The sequence below is a fragment of the Pedobacter psychrodurus genome (genome assembly GCF_032678585.1).
GTDB classification, from domain to species: Bacteria; Bacteroidota; Bacteroidia; order Sphingobacteriales; family Sphingobacteriaceae; genus Pedobacter; species Pedobacter psychrodurus_A.
Window position 1 is genome coordinate 22686 of the sequence record NZ_JAVTSN010000032.1, and the last position, 16092, is coordinate 38777.

A 16092-nucleotide genomic window follows, 5' to 3' on the forward strand; every position below is an offset into this window, starting at 1 on the left:
AGAAGATGGCTGGTCTTTAATGAATGGGTACTTCTTTGATCTTACGATCTCAGCTCAAGGGTAATGAAACAAAGAAATTGCTTCCCTGATCAACTTCGCTTTCCAGCCATATCTTTCCACCATGTGCTTCTACAATTTGCTTGGATATTGCCAGACCCAAACCATAAGAATGTTCGCCAGAGGTTCCTTTCCGTTTGGCGTCGGTAAAGATACGTTTAATTCTACCTGTTTACAGTGCATTTTTTCCAGGTGTTTAAACCTGGTTAGGGAATAAATCGTTTTGCAAGGCGAAGAATTGAAAAGCTTTTTGGCATCAAAGTAGTATATTATAGCAAACAGAAAAGGTTTTAAGGTATCCTGCACAAAGCAAGATACCTTAAAATAATTAGTAGCCTTCATTTTGAGGGTTCAGTGCAGGATCTTTTTGAACTTCTCCTGCAGGGATTGGCGCATATTCGTACTTTTTTTGCAATGAATTTGCCCTTAACGGTGCCTCTGTGGCCATTGCTGCCTTGGCGGTTTCAAACCAAATGCCCCATCTCACCAGATCAAACTTCCGGTGTCCTTCTCCTACCAGTTCAATTGAACGTTCTTTACGGATTGCTGTTCTCAGTGCCTCCTGCGTAAGTCCGGCCAGAGGTGCGAGTTTTGCGCGCACTCTTACCTGATTGATGGCGTTGAGTGCTGTGGTGATGTCGTTATCTTCATTCGCCGCTTCTGCAAGCATTAATAAAACATCAGCGTATCTGAAAACATAAATATCTAAACCACTATTGCGTTCTCCAGCATCCAGCCGCCACCATTTAGGCCCGAACCAAACGTCGGTATTATAAACGGTTTCAGGCTTAAATGCCTTCCCGTTATAACCCGTGGCAATAATAGACTCTTTTCTGGCATCGTTGGTCTCAAAGCTATTGGCATAAGCTTTAAATGGAACATAACCCCCATACCATGGTTTAGATGCAAAAGGCTCAACATTTACGGTGCTGTTGGGAGAATAGAATGCGTGCTGATAACTATTCAATAAATCTGTTTTAAAATCTATCTCAAAAATAGATTCGTCATTAAATTCATTGTCACTTTTAAATACATCCGCATAATTGGCCAACAGTCGGTAACCCTGTACAGTCTTTGCCGTAGTGGCTGCATTTTTCCAGTCTTTGTTCCATAGGTATACCTTGGTGAGCAAGGTTTGGGCAGCCCCTTTTGTGGCTCTGCCTTTATCACCAGCATCTGAATACTTTAAAGGCAATACGGCTATAGCAGCATTTAAATCTTCAATCATCAGTTTACGTACATCGGCAGCAGGCGTTCTTGGTAATTTTCTGGTTTCTTCGATGGCTAAATAATTTTTATCTGTAACTAAAGGCACGTCCCTAAAGATACCAGTTAAATAATAATAGTATAATGCCCTTAAAAACCGGGCTTCTGCAACCGATCGGTCTTTAATGGGGCTCGTGCCAGATTTTGCAACTTTATCGATTACTTGCGAAGCGGCATAAACACCTCTGTAACAGCCATTCCACATGGTTTGGGTATAGTCGCCAGGGTTTACCGGGCTGATATTTAGGGCACCCCTAACCGTTTTGGAGAGAATATTGTCGCATTCTTCATCCAGATACGACCAAAGTTCCTGCTGAAATAATCTTTGCGGGTGAGCACCAACCAGCCAAAAATAAGCGCCATTTACGCCTTGCTTGGCATCCTCATCGCTTTTAAAAAACTGATCGGGACTTAAAAAACTTTTGGGTTCCTCTATTAATGCTTTCTGGCATGCGCCAAATAAAATAATTGTGCTGAGCAATACAATTATATATAAATGCTTTTTCATCGTAATTACAGTTAAAGGGTTAAATTAAAACCTAATGCAAGTGTTCTGTTCTGCGGGTAATTGGTCGAGTCGAAACCCCTTAATACAGTATCTGTTCCGTACGAATTGGTTTCGGGTTCATAATAGGGATATTTGGTCATCAGAAACAGGTTGGTTCCTGTAGCGAATACATTCAGTCTTTTTATCCAGTTCACCCCTATATCTTTTCCATTTAGCGCATAACTTAATGACAATGTTTTTAACCGCAAAAATGAGCCATCATACACCCATCTGGTAGACGTTATATAATCCCTGGAGTTTACCCTTGGAATATCAGAATTCGGGTTGTTTGGTGTCCATCTGTCGGCATTAGAGGCGAACTGATTGGTTAAAGGCGATCCTGTATTGTAAAAAGCATCAGAGATATTCATGACGTCGTTACCAAAAGAACCCTGCAAGAACACATTTAACGACAGGTTTTTATAGGTAAAAGTATTGCCCAGGCCGCCATAAAATTTTGGGTTTGCATCGCCGATTATGCCAAAATCTGCTGGCGTGAATTTATTGTCGCCGTCAAAATCCTTATATAAGGGATCACCCAAACGGGGTGTTGCCCGTGGATTTACCGAACCTGCGGGTACTGCTGTGGTTTTCTGGGTACCCATGTAAGTTGCGCCCCAGAACGTACCAACCGGCTGGCCCACCACAAGCCTGCTAATGGTAGAATAGCCCCCAAAACCAGTACCGGCAAGATCAAAACCCGTTACACCGCCTAAATCTATCACTTTGTTCCTGTTGCCCGAAATATTAAAGCTGGTTTCCCAGGTAAAATCTTTACTGATGATATTACGGGTATTGATCAGCACTTCTAAACCCTTATTCGACACTGAACCGATATTGCTGATTTTTGAACTATAGCCTGTATGTGTAGGCAATTGTTCACTTAACAACAAATCTTTTGTTCTTTTAGAATAATAATCAATTTCTACAGTGATCCTGTTTTTTAATATTCCAAATTCCAGGCCCAAATCAAACTGGCGCGTAGTTTCCCACTTTAGATCAGGATTAGGTAAATTTTCAGAGGTATAACCCAAAATTTTGGCGTCACCGATTAGAAATCCCGACTGCGTCTTTAATGAGGGAAGGGACGAATAAATCCCTATGGCCTGATTGCCATTATAGCCAAAACTTGCCCTGAATTTGAGGTTATCAAATACATGCAGGTTTTTCACAAACTCTTCGTCAGATGCTTTCCAGGCCACCGCCGCAGCAGGGAAGAAGGCATTTTTATGGTTTTCTGCAAATCGCGACGAACCATCTATCCTGGCTGTTAAGGTTAATAAATATTTGCTTCTATAGCTGTAGTTTAATCGGGATAGATAAGAAATAATGGTATACTCATCATCTCCAAATGTGTTTTCATATTGAGATCTGATGTTAAACTTCTTTTGGTCTGTTGCGCCCAAGTTGTGGTATAAAAAAGCATCAGTAGCATATAGGTCTGCATTGGCGCGTAGTCTTTCTGTATTTCCTGTTTGATAGGAAGTTCCGATAACGGCATCTATATGGTGATCATTGGTAATATCCTTAGTATAACTTAAGGTATTTTCACTCAGCCACATCACTGAATTTTCGGTAGCCACATCGGCAGCACCGCCACTTTTCGCATTCGCTCTGGAGGGTAATGCGCCCGGGTTATAAATATTTCTCTTGTTAAAGTTTAACTCGGAGCCAAAGGTTGATTTGAACTTCAGATCTTTAATCATTTCCCATTCAGCAAATAAATTACCGATTACATTGGTGCTGGTGGTTTTATTGGTGGGCAAGGTGCCCTGTGCAACAGGATTGTCATAAACATTTGTGTCGTATGGCCTTTTACTGTTAAATGAACCATCCGCATTATAGATTGTAGCTGTTGGAGCAAAAGCCAAAGCTGATTGGTAATAATCCAATCCCCCTAAAGAAACCGTGTTGTTATTGGTTTCCGCCCTTCCTACATTCAAAATGGCGCCGATCTTTATATTTTCTTTGATGCTTTTATTCAGGTTAGACCTGAATTGATAACGTTTAAAACCTGAATTAATGATTACCCCATCCTGACGGTTATAGTTTCCAGATAAAAAATAATTGTAATCACTTTTACCTCCCGAAGCACTTAACGTTATATTTTGCATCGGTGCTACCCGGCTGATTTCTTTTTGCCAGTTGGTGCCTTCGCCAAGCGATTGCGGATCCGAATAGGGGGCAGGTTGGCCATCATCAACCGCACTTTCATTTGCCAATTGTGCGAATTGGCTGGCATTGAGCATGGGAATCAGTTTGGGTATTTTTTGCCAACCGGTGTAGGCATCGAAATTGATATTGTCCTGGCCTACGGTACCTTTTTTGGTAGTAATCAATATTACCCCATTGGCCCCTCTTGCACCATATATGGCCGTTGATGACGCATCTTTAAGTATCACCATCGACTCAATGTCTTCAGGATTGATCAGGTTGATATCTCCACCGCCAATAAGGCCATCAATTACATATAAGGGTTCGTTACCTGCCGTGATGGAATTACCCCCTCTTATTCTGATCGAGGAACCAGAGCCTGGAGCTCCGCTAATAGAGGTAACCTGAACACCAGCTGCCTTGCCCTGCAACATCTGATCTACACGGGTAATCGGAACATTTTTTAATTCCTTCTTTCCAATGGTGGCAACAGAACCTGTTAAATCCTCCCGTTTAGTGGTGCCATAGCCTACAACAAGAATTTCGCTTAATTCATCTAGTTTTAACACGAGTTTAATGGTCATCTCAGCTTGTGCATCAGCTTTAATTTCCTGGGTAGCGTAGCCAACATAAGAAATAATTAAAATCGCATTTTCTGGAACATTCTTTAGCACAAATTCTCCATTGTTTCCTGAAGTGGCTATGGTACTGGTATTTTTGATTTTGATGGTTACACCCGGCATACCAATTCCCTTTTCATCGAGGATTTTACCTTTTACATCGGCAGGGGGGATAGCTAAAGTTTTTATTGGCTCGTTTTTCCTTTTTACAACAATCACTTCATCCTTTATTACATAGGTTAAAGGCTGATTGGAAAATACGAATGCCAATACTTTTTTTAGTGGCGTATTTTTAAATTTAACGTTGATGTTTTTTGATTCGGCTAACATCTCTTCGGTATACACAAAGCTATAACCTGTTTGTTTATGGATTTCTGTAAATAGCTTTCCCAGGGAGATATTGTTTTCCTGTATGGTTAACATCTGGGCATTTACTGCCGCTTTAACCGGTAGAAACGCTGTAATTAGAAAAATAACGGTAAGTTTCATCACCAGCATTATTCTATTTTTGGAGACACCAGATCTCCAAAAGATCCTATTGAATTTCATATTTGGTTGTTTTGGTTTTTGTAATGGGTTGTTTATTAATTTAATTCAGTGATCAACCTCAACATCGATCGGGGTGAAGCAAACATCCCCGATGGTATTCTGATTGATCAGGCGTGTAGATCTAAGGCATAACGATAATCCTCCTTTCTTCAATTTTGAAATGTACCAGATCAGTTAATTCCAGTATTTCTAAAACATCATGTATATCCTGATACCTGGAAATGCTTCCCATGATTTTTTCATCAGATATCTTTCCCCTGTATACAATGTCTACATTATACCAGCGGCTGATTCTTCGCATAATGGGGGCTATTTTTTCATTGTCGAAAACAAAAAGTCCGTTTTTCCAACCAACCGCTGTTGATACATCTACTGACCTGGCTTTTATATTATTTCCTGCCAGAACGGATTGTTCACCTGGTTTCAGGAACAAAATGGTATTGTTGTTAGCCCTAACCTTTACACTTCCAGTTAATAGCGTTGTCTTTGTTTTGTCCTCATCAACATAAGCGTTTACATTAAAATGGGTTCCGAAAACCGTAATTTCCTGTTCGGCTGTAGCGACCTTAAAAGGTTTAGATTCATCTTTTGTTACTTCAAAATAAGCTTCGCCGCTTAATTCTACACGCCGTTCTTTACCTGCAAACTGTATGGGGAATTTTAAGGATGAGGACGCATTAATCCAAACCCTGGTGCCATCAGGTAAATTAACCTGGTATTGGCCACCGGCAGGCGTTAGGATGGTGTTATATTTCAGTTCAACAGCTTTTTCTGCCGTATGTTGTCCTGATGGAAGAATGGCAGTATAAATCAATTGTCCGGTGGCACTTTTAGTGATACGAACGCCTGTTTGGCTTGCAATTTTGCCTTTAATCGCCTCGGTTAAAATCACTTTCTTCCCATCTGAGAGAATGAGTACTGCTTTATTGGTGCCTGGTTTTATCTGGCGAGATAGATTTACAATCTTTGCAGCAGCAATAACTTCTTTTGACCTATTGGAATAGAAATAAATACCCAAAAAAGTAGTCACCAATATTGCGGCAACACTTCCAAACCAGAGCCTTCTGGTCTTTTTATATTTCTGATTAAATGAAAGCTGTTTCCATACTTTATTTTCAGCGGCAAGTACCATCGACATTTCAGGTGCTTTCCCTTCCTCAGCGGTATCTAAATACCAGCTTTCTACCATTGTACATTCTTCCGGACCCGCTTTCCCAGCAAGGTATTTTTCAATTAATTTTTCAGTTTCCGGCTTTTCCATAAATAAAGATCTTATCCCTTATATCAGATAAGACTATCCAATCCATTCAATAGGGTACTGTAGGTGAAAAACAATTTGTTTAATCTTACATGATCAAAATCAGATAAGCGATGATCCCGATACGGGCACGTAGGATTTTTAAGGTTCTTTTGATCTGGGTACGTACCGTATGTTCGGAAGTGCCCAGGCATGTGGCAATATCTTTATGACTCAAACCCTCCGTTCTGCTCATGATAAAAACCTTTTTCATTTGGGGCGGAAGTGCGGCAATTTCTTTTTCAATCAGTGCTGTTAATTCCCGCTCCCGAACATGGTCATCGGTAACAAATTCACCGTTATCGATAAACGCTTTTAAAGAATTGAGATAAAGGTTTTTGCGGTCGGAACGCAGCTGAAAAGTAAATATCCGGTTCCGGACGGCCGTGTACATGTAAGCGGAAAAATTATCGATTTCGAGCGCATATCTTTTCGTCCAAAGAAATTCGAATAAATCCTGGACAATGTCTATGGCATCTTCATCATTACCGAGACGTTTAAAAGCATGGATGTACAGCGACTTAAAAAACCTTTTATAAAGTTGATTAAAAGCATCATGACTTCCCTTTTTCAAACGCACAACCAACTCTGAATCTAAAAGCTGATGATCTTTATTCATATTGTTATTCCCTAATTGTTAATACAAAAAGATATATAGCAGGAATATTCGTGGTTGTACTAAACCGGCAAATTTTACCTGATCAAAAAAAATGGGATGATTTATATAATGTGCTTTCTATTCAAACAGAAATAGATTTTAGGGAATACTATTTCTGTAACAGGCACACCATATAGATTGATGAAACATGGTACTCGTTCGAGCGATCATATCAATATGTAAAGCTTAAAATATAATTGTGGAAATCAAAATTTATTGTGGTTTAAATAAATTGTTTTGCCGAATGAATAGAATTTATTAACGTGAATAATTGTTTTAATATTTGGTCAAACTCCTAAATAACAGATAAAATATCTTGTAGTAGCCCTTGTCGTCTAGTTAAATAGGTTTCATGATGCCATGAAAATATTCCTTTTTTAACTTATGATGTCTTTTTTTTAAGGTTTAGCTATTTTTTATTGTATTCGTAGTTTCTAAGACATAAATTTGAAAGGGAAATATGGATGTATATAGCGAATATAGTGATCAGGCGCTTTGTTTACTTCTAAAAGAAGGAGATCGCCAGGCTTATATTGAAATTTATACACGTTACAATAGCTTATTGTATATATATGCATTTAAAAAGCTTCGAAACAGAGAAGAAGCTAAAGATGTGGTGCAAGAAGTTTTTATACAGTTATGGAACCGCCATCAGCAACTATCGGTAGATACTTCTTTAGCTGGCTACCTTTATCAATCTGTTCGCAACAGGGCGCTTAATATTTTTGCGCACCAACAGATCGAACAAAAATATATCGATTCTTTAAACGATTACTTAGGCAATCACACCGCCGGTACCGACTATCTCATTCGGGAGAAAGAAATTGCGGCATTGATTGAAAAAGAGATCAACGCGCTCCCCCCTAAAATGCGACAGGTGTTTCTATTAAGTCGCAAAGAAAATAAAACCTATAAAGAAATCGCATCTGCGATGAATATCTCTGAGGATACGGTGAATACCCAGATGAAACGGGCACTAAAAATCATGAGAGATAAATTAGGCCCGCTTTTTATTTTAGTTGGGTTCTTTTATTAATCTCACTTCATTTTTTTGTTTAAATATACACCTCTGCATGAAGGTCCGATTGTGATAACAGTTAGGATGTAGTGGTGTCGCGATTATTGCGGGTTTTGTTCGGGTGCAAGTGTCACAACTTCGTCTGAGGCCCGAACCAAGTCCGAGCCAACCGCGTCTCAACCCTTAATTTTTTACTTTTATGCTAAATCAAATCTGATAACTGATTTTTTTATTTTAATTTATTGATTTTCAGTTGTTTGTATGTTTTTTTTGTTTTTTCTTAAATAAATCTGCAAAGCTTGTCACTGTAGGCCCGCTGTTAACTGTCTTGGTTATAATTAGCGCCTAAATAACACCTATGAATAACGCCGAAAAACTATTAGCAAAATATAAAGCCGGGCAATGCTCAGGCGAAGAGCTATTAATATTAGAAAACTGGTTTCATCAGTTAAATGGCGACGAAGATGTAAAGTTGGGAGAGGAGGAACTTGAAGAGGCTAAAGTAGAAATGTGGAATGTGATCGCAGGCCAGACGCAGATTACAAAAGACGTTAAATTATATCGTCCGATGTTGAAATACTGGGTAGCTGCAGCTGTATTTGTTATGGTACTTGGGGGACTGTTCTTTTACAGGATGCGCTCGCAGCAGGGCGGAATCGGTTCTTTGGCCAGTCATAACATAAAACCAGGCGAACAAAAAGCAACACTTACTTTAGCTAATGGTAAGAAAATTACCTTATCAAATACCTTAAATACAACCATAACCGAACATGGGCTGAGCATAAGCAAAACGGCTGATGGAAAACTGATTTACACAATTGTAGAAAATACTGCTGATACGGGTGTTTACAATACTTTAACTACCGCCAGGGGACAGCAATATGGTGTTGTATTACCAGACGGATCTTTGGTACACCTGAATGCAAGTTCTTCTATTACCTATTCTACAGGCTTAAACCGTACTGCCAGAAGGAAAATTAAACTGGAGGGTGAAGCCTATTTTGAGGTGGCAAAAAACAAGAAACATCCTTTTGAAGTGCTTACGGCGAACCAAAAAGTTGAAGTATTGGGTACACATTTCAATATTAACAGTTATCACGACGAACCAAACACAAAAACAACCCTGCTGGAAGGCAGTGTAAAAGTTTCTTCGCTTGAACATTCTGCTGCTGATGTGTACAAGATACTTGTGCCAGGCGAACAGGCTGTTTTAAGCAAAGGCATCATTACAGTGAAAACGATAAACCCGCAAGAGGCGGTCTATTGGAAAGACAACAAATTTAGTTTTGACAGTGAAGACATAGAAACGGTTATGCGTGAGGTATCGAGATGGTATAACGTAAATGTTATTTTCCAGGATAATGTTAAACATGTAAAAGTGAGTGGCTCAGTTTCACGCTTTGCAGACATTAGCATGTTGCTTGATAAACTGGAGAAAACTGGCCTGTTGAAATTTACAATAAACGGCAAGAGTATTATCGTATCAAAAGCCTAACACGATTATCAATTAATAGAACCATATATCACTAATCCAAACCAAACAATGAAGAAAAATCTACTACAAAACTGCTGACTTAGCAGCTAAGCAGGTACCAAAAAAGCGCAGAGGTGTTAGAGCACCCCTACGCAAATGTCTGGGTACCATTCTGAACGGGAAAAACCCCGAAAAGACCGACTGAATATCAATCTTGAACCTAAACCCAAACCCTACAAAAGTATGAATAAATCTACTTTTAACCTAGGTGTGCCGTTTAACTGGCTGCGCGCTAAAATTTTCATGGCCATGAAAATAACTACTTTTCTGGTTTTAGCCATCTGTATGCAGGTAAGTGCCAGCACATTTGGTCAAAATATAACACTCTCTCAAAAAAATGTTTCCTTAATTGAAACGCTTAACAAGATCAAACAACTCTCTGGTTACGATGTGCTTTATGGTGATGATATATTGCCTAAAGCTAAAAATGTAAGTTTAAGTTTATCGAATGTAACGTTGGATATCGCATTGGAAGAAATTTTTAAAGGGCAAGACCTTACTTATTCTATTGGCGATAAAACCATTGTAATCAAAAAGAAAGATCCTGGTTTTTTGGATCGGCTGATCAACAGGATCAACGCCGTCGAAATTAGAGGGAAGGTATTAGACGAAAAGGGCTCGCCGATGAGTAGCGTAAGTATTAAGCCCAAAAGCGGTGGCAGAGCTGTTTATACAAACAGTGAAGGTGCTTTTGCCATTGACGTGGAAAATTCGGACGCGATACTTATTTTTTCTTATGTAGGTTATGTTAGCAGGGAATTGCCCGCACGGAATAATATGTCTGTTACGATGCAGCCAGATGTTTCTAATCTTGAGCAGGTAGTGGTAACGGGTTATACCCAAAAGAAGGCATCTGAATTGACCGGTAGTGTTCAAAGCATCAGCGGAGAAACACTGCGCAACGGGGTATCAACCGTAAACGGGCTCGCCATGTTGAAAGGAGTAGCAGCAGGTTTGTACATTGTAGAACAAGGTGGTAGTGTAGCCAATCGCGGTCAGGTGGTTTTGCGTGGACAAAGCAGTTTTAACGATGCCTCGAATACCAATTACGGGCCTCTCATCGTAATTGATGGCGTAATTACCAATGCCGCCAATCTTCAAGACATAATTGATCCGCAGGATATTGAAAGCATAAACATTTTAAGGGATGCTGCCTCTACTGCAATTTACGGCTCAAGGGCTGCTCAGGGTGTAATCGTAGTGGTTACCAAGCGGGGTAGCGTTGGTAAAACTAAAATAAATTTTGGCGCGAATTACGGAAAAGTACAGAACAACCGCGCCATTCGCTTCATGAATACATCAGAAGCCACGGCACACATCACCAAATACATGCAGGCCTTGTATACTGGTACAGCGTCGTTAAGGACCACATATCCAACTTTTGACCAGTATTTTAATGCCACCAGAATTTTCTCAGATGCGGATTTGGCTGTAAATACTGAATGGGATAACAATGCCTTTTTTACCGATGGTAACCAGAGCGACATCAATTTGTCTATCTCCAGCGGAACAGATAAAACCAGGTTTTACACGGCCTTAAACTGGAACAAACAGGATGGTACGCTGCTGGACGATGGTGTAAGCCGTAAATCGATCCGTGTTAATGTAGACCAAAAGATTACGGATAAACTTACCTTTAGTTTAAATACCAATGCGATATTGGATAACTATACCGCAACCAATAGCGAAAACCAGTATTATCTTTTTCAACCCTGGGTTTCGCCCAATTATGCAAATGGCACACTGGCCGATTCTATTTCTAATTATACCTACAGGGCAACAGGTGCACGTTTAACCCAATATTACGATAATCCCTTATACTCTCATGAATATAATACGGTAAAAACGAACCGTTTAAATTTAATGGGAACGGGTATTTTAAAATATGCGGTTACGCCATGGTTATCGTTACAATCATCAAACACGATTAATTATAACAACAACAGTGTAAACAGTTATAAAGATCCGAGGACCTATAGGGGAAGATATGACGGTGCGGCTTCCAACCGGATTTTTGTTAACGGGGCATTAGCGCTTAACGATACCAAGAGCACCTATTTTTTAACCTCCAACCTGGTTAATTTCAATAAAACCTTTGGCGAGCACCAGCTTTCTGCCATTGTTGGTCAGGAATATTCCCGTACCCATTCAGAAAATGTATCTGTTTCGGCCTACAACACGCCATATCCCGGAGAGCGTAATTTAGGTGCATTTTTAACCTATGGTACCTGGATCAATAAACTCACGGGTACACCGGCCATCCCTTCGTCTACCGCACCTGTTGATAAGGCTTCGTTCTCTGTTTTTAGTGAGGTGAATGATAACTATAAATCGAAGTACTTTGCATCAGCGTCCATCCGTAGAGATGCATCTACCAATTTCGGCCTGAATAACCGTAATGGTACTTTTTATGCGGTAAGTGGCGGTTGGCTAATTACTGGAGAAGAATTTATGCAAAATGTGAAAGCGGTCAGCAATCTGAAATTAAGGGCCTCTTATGGCACCTCGGGAAGGGAAGCAGGGGCAGATTACCTGAATTTCACGACCTATAGCGATGCTGTATTCTATAATACCACAACCACTTCTGGTTCAACAATCAATCGCCTGGGCAATGATAACATCACCTGGGAAACCACCTATACTACCAATTTAGGATTGGATATCGGTTTGTTTAAACGGGTGAACTTAAGTATTGATCTTTACGATAAAGACAGTAAAAACCTGCTTCAGAATGTTGCGCTACCGAGTTATGTGGGCTTTAGTTCGCAATACCGCAACGTAGGCGAGATCAGAAACAGGGGGATTGATTTACAGTTGAATACTGAAAATATCCGTTCAAAAGATTTCAGCTGGACCATGAATTTCAATATCAGTTTTAATAAAAATAAACTGGTTTCCATCAAAGGAGATTCTTTGATTGACGGGTATAGCGGATCTTATTACCGTTACGTTGGTGATGATATCAACACTTTGAAAGCGATAAAATACGTTGGTGTAAACCCGGCAAATGGCAGGCCTCAGTTCGAAAGGATCATGCCTAACGGTCAGATTCAGATTGTAGACAGTATTGCGCTTGTAAAAGCCGACCGTTTACGTGGTTTTCAGGACATCGGTTCGGCTACGCCTAAGTTTTTTGGGGGCTGGACGAATAATTTCCGTTATAAGAATTTCAATCTGAGCTTATTGTTCAATTTTTCTTATGGAAATAAGATCATGAACAATGCTGTACGGAGTTTTGTTAGTCCAACAGCCTGGCAGGCAGGTTTTAACATTCCACAGCCGAATAGTGCGATCCGCTTTTGGCAAGGCCCTGGCGATACCGATGCCAATTATCCAAATTTCTATGATTTAGCTTTTGATCAGCGGGGTGGCATCAATATCAATTCGTCGCTCTTATATGTTGATGCGAGTTATGCCCGTTTGCGTAACGTTCGCTTGGGATACGATATCCCGACATCGGTTTTAAAGAAAATTCATCTGGGCTCCCTAAACATTTACGCCAGTATGGACAATGTATTCGTCATCAAATCCAAAGATTTGTTTGCTTCAGATCCTGAAGGTGCAACCATTGGCGGGACATCCAATGCGTACAGCGGTACAGGTGTGGCCAGCGGGATGCCCAGGCGTTTTGTAGTGGGTTTAAACGCCGGATTTTAATTCTTGATTCCATATTAACTTAAACACAATACAATGAAAAGAACAATATTTAATATCGGATATATAGGCGCGTTATTGATCATGATTGCTTCATCTGCCTGCAAAAAGCAGTTGGATAGCCTCGCTCCGCATAATGTAAACTTTGAAGACCAGCAGTTTGCCTCACCCAATGGCTATACGAAAGCCACCATCGGCAATTATACCACCTTATACAGCACTTACGAAACCCCTTGGTTCAATATCAGCGAATACCGCGGAAACAATGTAAAGGTGATCGATGTAACATCTACCAGCAGTTCGATCGATCTGCAGAACACAGATGCCTTTAAATACAATAACTCCGAATCGAAAGATTTTGGCTTATCTGATGCCTTTTGGTTTGCCTCCTATAAAGCGTTATTGGGTGTAAATGTGGTGCTCAAAAATGTACCCGCTGCCGAAACCAATAATGTGATTTTACAGGCAAAGGCAGAGAACCTTTTTTTAAGGGCCTTTATCAATTTTAATCTGCTCAGGGTGTATGGTAGGCCATATTATCAGAGTCCGGCAACCAATCTGGGTATTCCGATCATTACTTCACCGCTCGACCTGACCGCAACACCACCCGCACGTGCAACAGTACAGGCTTCTTATGATCAGGTGGTTGCAGATTTAAACCAGTCTATCGCTACTTTCAAAACGAAAGGCGTAAATAGTTTTGCCTCTAAATACGGAGCATTTGCACTGTTATCCAGAGTATACCTTTATATGAGCGGAACTTTCGATCAGCCGAATGCCAATTATGCCAGGCTATCGGCGCAGGCTGCCGACTCGGTAATTGTAAATGGGGGCTACCGTTTATTGCAGGGCGTTGCTTATTCCAATTATTATGCGGCAAGCAATCAGTTAAATACAGAAACCATTTGGGCCATTAATCACGAAGCCAGTACCTCAAATCTACCTATTTTATTGATGCAGCCACAGGGAACTTATGTTAATCTCTATACTACCGGGCAGATTAAACCTTCGCCAGATTTATTGAGCAAACTGGCTCCCAACGACCTGCGGAAAAGCTTTTATTTCACAGATCTTTATCCGGGCAACACCACAGATGTATTAAGCACCAGTAAATACAGTTATCGTTTCTTTAATGGGGTTAACGGCGTATACTATTCTTATGCCGCCTTTAACCATTTAAGGTTGGCAGAAGTTTACCTCAACAGGGCAGAAGCCCGGTTAAAAGCAGGAGATGCCAGCGCTGCGCTTGCTGATTTAAATGTGATCCATACCCGTGCAGGCTTAACCGCGCTGGCTGGCTTGTCAGGACAGGCTTTATCTAATGCTATTTTGTTGGAACGAAGATTGGAACTCGCCTTTGAAGGGCATAATAGCTACGATTACTTTAGAAATGGCCTCCCGATGGTGAGGAATTATAGCTCATTTAATTCAGCGCCATTAACCATTAATCCAACTGATCCTAAAGTCGTCATGAGAATTTCTCAGCTTGTGTTAACAGAAAACCCAAACATCATTCAAAACCAACAATAAACGCATTAACATGAAAAAATATATTTTATTTATGGCAGCAGTGTTTGCCGTATTTAGCTTGAAAGCGCAACAAACATTTATCCTTAAGGGGGAGATAAAGGGCAAAGAAACCGGAATATTAAAGTTAAGATATAACCAGCCAGATGGTAAACCGGTGCAGGATAGCACAGCCATAACAGCAGGGAGGTTTGAATTTAAAGGTACGCTAACAGAACCTGTAATGGCTTATATTATGGGCGATGTAAAGAGGTTAAGTATGGATGAACCAAATTTTGGCACCTTATTTTTAGCACCTGGAGCATTAAAATTAGTGCTTACCGAAGGACAATTTAAATCGCTTCAGTTAACCGGATCTAAACCCCACGATGAATACGTGCTGCTGGAGCAAAAGAAAGCACCGATAGCAGAAGAAACCAAACCTATTTTGGCGCTGCTTCAAAAAGCAAGTGAAGCCTATGTACAGGCCAAAAAAGAAAACCGCCCTGATGCCCAACAAGATGTTTTAAGGGAAAAGGCAGCCGAAATCAGAGACCAGCTCGAACCGGCTAATTTAAAACGCGATAAGATTGATCTTGATTTTATTAGCCATAACCCTAATTCTTATTATGCTGCCTATCTGCTTAGTTTTAAAATATCGGGTTTAAAACTGGCAGATGCCAAAAAATATTACGACGCCTTTACGCCTTTAGTTAAAGCGAGTAGTTATGGTAAAAAGATGTTAAAAGAGGTGCAAAGTCTGCAATCAGGTTCGCCAGGTAGTACAGCGGTGGGTTTTGCTAAAAAAGATATTAATGGACAGGATTTAAGCCTGGCCGATTATAAAGGAAAGAAATATGTGCTGCTCGATTTTTGGGCAAGCTGGTGTGTGCCTTGCCGGAAAGGCAATCCGCATTTACTTTCTTTATACAGCAAATACAAGGATAAAGGTTTAGAAATTATCGGTGTTGCTGATGATGACAGTGCACAACAAGCCTGGAAGAGAGCCGTTGAACAAGACAAAATCGGTGTTTGGAAACATGTACTTCGCGGTTTAAAACGTACTTCAACAGGCTACGATCGGTCTGAAGATACCAGCGAGGGTTTTGGCATCCACTCGCTTCCAACCAAAATTTTGATTGATAAAAATGGGATGATTATCGGACGCTATGGCGGCGGTGGGGATAGTGATGAAGAAATGGATAAAAAGTTGGCTAGTATTTTTAATTAAT

10 protein-coding genes are annotated in these 16092 nt (G+C 40.4%); 5 read left to right on the forward strand and 5 right to left on the reverse strand.

The features are described 5' to 3' along the window. Positions 1-49: 49 nt before the first annotated feature. From R2S57_RS19605 to R2S57_RS19625, 5 genes are all read right to left on the reverse strand, one after another. Entirely contained in the window at positions 50-220 is a 171-nt protein-coding gene (locus tag R2S57_RS19605; protein WP_316846696.1) for a HAMP domain-containing sensor histidine kinase, read from the reverse strand. Positions 221-385: 165 nt separating this feature from the next. Then, positions 386-1831 (reverse strand): RagB/SusD family nutrient uptake outer membrane protein, encoded by a 1446-nt coding sequence (locus R2S57_RS19610; RefSeq protein ID WP_316846637.1) that lies wholly within the window; start codon positions 1829-1831, stop codon positions 386-388. 11 nt (positions 1832-1842) lie between these two features. Further along, a complete protein-coding gene (locus R2S57_RS19615) occupies positions 1843-5193 on the reverse strand; it encodes a TonB-dependent receptor (RefSeq protein WP_316846638.1) in 3351 nt (1116 codons plus the stop codon). A gap of 121 nt (positions 5194-5314) precedes the next feature. Further along, positions 5315-6454: a FecR family protein gene (locus R2S57_RS19620; protein WP_316846639.1), complete on the reverse strand. Its 1140-nt coding sequence runs from the start codon at positions 6452-6454 to the stop codon at positions 5315-5317. 85 nt (positions 6455-6539) lie between these two features. Next, the gene (locus R2S57_RS19625; protein ID WP_316846640.1) at positions 6540-7109 is read right to left on the reverse strand and encodes an RNA polymerase sigma-70 factor; all 570 of its coding nucleotides are present in this window, start codon (positions 7107-7109) and stop codon (positions 6540-6542) included. A gap of 499 nt (positions 7110-7608) precedes the next feature. Between R2S57_RS19625 and R2S57_RS19630 the strand changes: the two genes are divergently transcribed. The 5 genes from R2S57_RS19630 (at position 7609) to R2S57_RS19650 (ending at position 16091) form a co-directional block, all read left to right on the forward strand. Beyond that, the gene (locus R2S57_RS19630) at positions 7609-8184 is read left to right on the forward strand and encodes an RNA polymerase sigma-70 factor (RefSeq protein ID WP_316846641.1); all 576 of its coding nucleotides are present in this window, start codon (positions 7609-7611) and stop codon (positions 8182-8184) included. Between the two features lie 340 nt (positions 8185-8524). Continuing rightward, a complete protein-coding gene (locus tag R2S57_RS19635; RefSeq protein WP_316846642.1) occupies positions 8525-9661 on the forward strand; it encodes a FecR family protein in 1137 nt (378 codons plus the stop codon). 222 nt (positions 9662-9883) lie between these two features. Beyond that, a complete protein-coding gene (locus R2S57_RS19640) occupies positions 9884-13357 on the forward strand; it encodes a SusC/RagA family TonB-linked outer membrane protein (RefSeq protein WP_316846643.1) in 3474 nt (1157 codons plus the stop codon). Positions 13358-13390: 33 nt separating this feature from the next. After that, complete coding sequence (locus R2S57_RS19645) at positions 13391-14884, forward strand: RagB/SusD family nutrient uptake outer membrane protein (protein ID WP_316846644.1); 1494 nt, start codon at positions 13391-13393, stop codon at positions 14882-14884. Between the two features lie 10 nt (positions 14885-14894). After that, positions 14895-16091: a TlpA disulfide reductase family protein gene (locus R2S57_RS19650; RefSeq protein WP_316846645.1), complete on the forward strand. Its 1197-nt coding sequence runs from the start codon at positions 14895-14897 to the stop codon at positions 16089-16091. Position 16092: the final 1 nt, after the last annotated feature.